Origin of the sequence: Phenylobacterium sp. (assembly GCF_031425575.1) — a bacterium.
Taxonomy (GTDB): domain Bacteria; phylum Pseudomonadota; class Alphaproteobacteria; order Caulobacterales; family Caulobacteraceae; genus Phenylobacterium.
In genome coordinates this window covers 1-3,993 of sequence record NZ_JANPJP010000170.1, presented here as the reverse complement: position 1 = coordinate 3,993, position 3,993 = coordinate 1, and the positions used below count along the sequence as shown (strand labels likewise).

Annotated in this window: 6 protein-coding genes; 4 read left to right on the top strand and 2 right to left on the bottom strand. The window is 66.5% G+C overall.

The features are described 5' to 3' along the window. Positions 1–1,378 (top strand): NAD(P)/FAD-dependent oxidoreductase (locus RMO97_RS09540; protein WP_310540625.1); only part of this gene is annotated, 1,378 nt, incomplete at its 5' end. On the opposite strand, the gene RMO97_RS09535 is transcribed toward RMO97_RS09540, so the two are convergent. Both RMO97_RS09535 and RMO97_RS09530 read right to left on the bottom strand, forming a co-directional pair. Continuing rightward, complete coding sequence (locus tag RMO97_RS09535; protein ID WP_310540624.1) at positions 1,375–1,869, bottom strand: GNAT family N-acetyltransferase; 495 nt, start codon at positions 1,867–1,869, stop codon at positions 1,375–1,377. The genes RMO97_RS09540 and RMO97_RS09535 overlap by 4 nt on opposite strands. Then, positions 1,866–2,183 (bottom strand): MazG nucleotide pyrophosphohydrolase domain-containing protein, encoded by a 318-nt coding sequence (locus RMO97_RS09530; RefSeq protein WP_310540622.1) that lies wholly within the window; start codon positions 2,181–2,183, stop codon positions 1,866–1,868. Before RMO97_RS09530 ends, RMO97_RS09535 begins: the two co-directional genes overlap by 4 nt. A gap of 106 nt (positions 2,184–2,289) precedes the next feature. On the opposite strand from RMO97_RS09530, the gene RMO97_RS21575 reads away from it, so the two are divergent. The 3 genes from RMO97_RS21575 to RMO97_RS09520 form a co-directional block, all read left to right on the top strand. Further along, positions 2,290–2,700, top strand: coding sequence for a GFA family protein (locus tag RMO97_RS21575; protein ID WP_409035303.1), 411 nt, complete (start codon positions 2,290–2,292; stop codon positions 2,698–2,700). Positions 2,701–3,005: 305 nt separating this feature from the next. After that, positions 3,006–3,851: a 5-dehydro-4-deoxy-D-glucuronate isomerase gene (gene kduI, locus RMO97_RS09525; protein ID WP_310540621.1), complete on the top strand. Its 846-nt coding sequence runs from the start codon at positions 3,006–3,008 to the stop codon at positions 3,849–3,851. Between the two features lie 4 nt (positions 3,852–3,855). Further along, the coding region (locus RMO97_RS09520; RefSeq protein ID WP_310540626.1) for an SDR family NAD(P)-dependent oxidoreductase at positions 3,856–3,993 on the top strand (138 nt) is incomplete at its 3' end.

Here is a 3,993-nt window from a genome sequence, read left to right as displayed (position 1 = left end):
GGAGGGCCGCGACGCGATCGGCGGCACCTGGGATCTGTTCCGATATCCGGGCATCCGCTCCGACAGCGACATGTTCACCCTGGGCTACGCCTTCAAGCCGTGGACCCAGGCCAAGGCCATCGCCGACGGCCCCTCGATCCTTAACTATGTCCGCGAAACCGCCCGCGAGCACGGCATCGACCAGCACATCCGCTTCAACACCCAGGTGAAGGGCGCCTCCTGGTCGACCGAGGACGCGGCCTGGACGGTGGAAGTGGTTAAGGACGGCAAGACCAGCCACGTCACCGCCAACTTCCTGTTCCTTTGCGGCGGGTACTACAGCTACGCAGGCGGCTACACGCCAGAGTTTCCGGGGGTCGAGAGCTTCAAGGGCCAGCTGGTCCACCCCCAGAAGTGGACCCCGGACATCGACCATGCCGGCAAGCGGGTGGTCGTCATCGGCTCGGGCGCCACGGCCGTCACCCTGGTGCCGGAGATGGCCAAGACCGCGGCCCACGTCACCATGCTGCAGCGCTCGCCCACCTATGTCGTGGCCGCGCCAGGCGAGGACAAGCAGGCCAACTGGCTGCGCACCAAGCTGCCGGCCAAGCTCGCCTACGCCATCACCCGCTGGCGCAAGGTGCTGTTCGGCATGGTGTTCTACAACTACGCGCGCAAGCAGCCGGCCAAGGTGAAGGCCGGGATCATCGAGATGGTCCGCAAGGAGATGGGCCCCGACTACGATGTCGCCACCCACTTCACCCCCACCTACAATCCTTGGGATCAGCGCATCTGCCTGGTGCCCGACGCCGACCTGTTCACCGCGCTCAAGAGCGGCAAGGCCGAGGTGGTCACCGACCACATCGAGACCTTCACCGAGACCGGGATCAAGCTGAAGTCCGGCAAACTCTTGGAGGCCGACATCGTGGTCTCGGCGACGGGCCTGGTGCTGCAGGCGATGAACGGCCTGAAGCTGACCGTCGACGGTCGGGTCATCGAGCCCGGCAAGACCCTCTCCTACAAGGGCATGATGTATTCCGACGTACCCAACCTGGCCTCGGCCTTCGGCTACACCAATGCGTCGTGGACGCTGAAGTGCGACCTGACCTGCGAGTATGTCTGCCGCCTGCTGAACCACATGAAGAAGACGGGCAATCGCCAGGTCACACCCCGCAACGACGACCCGAACATCGGCGAGGTCCCGTGGCTGGACTTCTCGTCGGGCTACGTCCAGCGCGCCATGGCCAGCTTCCCCAAGCAGGGAACCAAGGCGCCCTGGAAACTGCACCAGAACTACGCGCTGGACCTGATGAACCTGCGCTTCACGAAGATCGAGGACGGGGTGCTGGCGTTCTCCAACAAGGCCGGCGCCAAGGCGCGCCGGCTGGAGGCGGCTTAAGGCTTCAGGCGCAGCAACAGCATCGGTTCGCCCGCCTCGACGAACTCGCGCAGGGGCGTGAACCCCACCGCCTTCGAGCAGGCCAGCGCCGCCGTGTTGGCCAGCTCATGGGCGATATAGGCGGTGGGCTGCGCGAAGTGGGGCAGGGCGAGGCCGCGCGCATAGGCCTCCAGCATGGCGCGGCCCAGGCCCCGGCCGAGGAAGGCCGGCTCACCGATATGGAGGTCCAGGCTGATCCCGTCGGTCTGGCCGTCGGCGGCGTCGGGCCAGTCACGGTTGCGATAGGCCTGCAGGTAGCCGAAGTCGACGCCGCCGCTTTGGGCGACATGGCAGATGATCGGCTGTTCGCCCCGGACACGGGGGCCGTACTTGCTGGCGACGTCCTCCAGGGTCATCGGGGTCTTCTGGACGAAACGCCGGACGTGGGGCTGCGCCAGCCAGCCGGTCAGCAGCGGAAAGTCGGCGGCCGCCAGCGGCCGGAAGGTGATCATGGCCTCAGCCGCGCTTCCAGCTCGTCCATCGTGTCCAGGAAGCTGGCCTCCAGGTCCACCTCGTAGAGCCTGGCCAGGGTCATGACGCTCCACAGGCAGTCGGCCAGCTCGTGGGCCAGCTTGGCCTTCGCGTCGGGTATGGCGCGCACCCCCTCGGCGGCCTGGACCAGCTTGGCCAGGTCGCCGACGTCGCCCATGAAGCCCAGGGCCACCTCCTCGCCGGTCCAGGGCCGGCCATAGCGCTGGGTTTCCAGCTCGGCATAGAGCCGCCGGATCGCCCAGGCGCGCTCGTCGAGATCCTTGAAGTCGGCCATCTTTCGCCCCCATGGACGTAAACCCACGCCCGGCCTAAGTTCATCGCGCCGAAACGGTTTGAGCAAGCTCCCGCCGGCGCCCTTCCCAAAAGTCTAGGAGCGACTGATGAGCACGATAACCGGTGGGTGCATGTGCGGCGCCGTCCGCTATGAGATCGACGCTCCGCCTTTGGGCGGCGGCCTATGCCACTGTCGGGACTGCCAGTACCGATCGGGCGGCGGGCCGGCGACGGCCATCGCCTTTCCGCGTGCGGCCTTCCGGCTGACCCAAGGAACCTTGCGGGAATATTGGACCAGATCGGCCAGCGGGGGGCAGGTGGGGCGGACCTTCTGCGAGGTCTGCGGGACAGGGGTCTCAGCGGCGAATTCACAGCATCCGGAGATGATCCCCATCTGCGCCGGCAGTCTCGACGATCCGAATCTGTTCCGGCCCCAGGCCCATGTCTGGACTGGCTCGGCACCCGCTTGGCATCTTTTCGATGCGGACCTTCCGAGCTTCCCCGCCAGTCCGGGCTGAATGAGGGAAAGTCCGTTGCGCCTAAGAATGACACCGGTTACCTTCCCTACAGACGGGCGGACGGCCCGCGCCCTAGGAAACGCCTTCGAACCCCACCATGCCCAAGTCGCTGATCCTCACAGGCAGCCGATTTCGCCAATCACTCACGTCATCTGGGCGCACCGCTCGGCCGCCACTGGGTCGCCGATGAGATCCGCCGATGAGATCCGCCGATAGGGCTTTCGCTCCCTCATCCGACCCCGCTCCGCGGGACCACCTTCTCCCGCAACGGGAGACGGACGCCATTGCTCCATAGGGACCTGATCATGTTCAAGAAAACCTATCACGCCACCCACCCGGACATGATGAAGGGCGCCGGCAATGACGACCTGCGGGACCGCTATCTGGTGCAGGACCTGTTCGTGGCCGACACGGTCAGCCTGAACTACAGCCACAACGAGCGGTTCGTGATCGGCGGGGCGGCTCCGGTCGCCGGGCCCGTGAAGCTGCCGGCCCAGACCGAGCCGGCCTCGGCCGCCGGCCATCCGTTCCTGGAGCGCCGGGAACTGGGGGTGGTCAATGTCGGCGGGGCCGGCAGGATCATCGTCGATGGCCAGGTCTTCGACATGGCGCCGCGCGACGGACTCTACATCCCGATGGGCGGCGTGGACGTGACCTTCGAGAGCGTGGACGGCGCCAACCCGGCCAGGTTCTACCTGGCCTCCACGCCGGCCCATAAGGTCTGCAAGCTGCAGCACATCGCCATCAGCCAGGCCAACCCCCTGGAGCGCGGGGAGGCGGCGACCTCCAATGAGCGCACCATCTACCAGTACATCATCCCGGGAATCTGCGAGTCCGCCCAGCTGCTGCTGGGGGTGACCTTCCTCAAGCCCGGCAGCGTGTGGAACACCATGCCGCCGCACCTGCACGACCGCCGTTCGGAGATCTATTTCTACTTCGACCTGGCCGGGGACAATAAGGTCTTCCACTTCATGGGCGAGCCGGACGCCATGCGCCACATCGTGGTCAGCGCCGATGAGGCGGTGATCAGCCCGCCCTGGTCGATCCACATGGGGGCGGGCACCTCCAACTACGGGTTCATCTGGGCCATGGGCGGGGAGAACCTCGACTATACCGACATGAACGTCCTCGACATCTGCCAGCTGAAGTAGGGTCATGTCTCCCTTCGATCTGACCGGCAAGACCGCCATCGTCACCGGGGCCAACACCGGCCTGGGCCAGGCCATCGCCGAGGCCCTTGCGACCGCGGGCGCCGACATCGTGGCCGTGGGCCGCACCCCGCCGGTGGACACC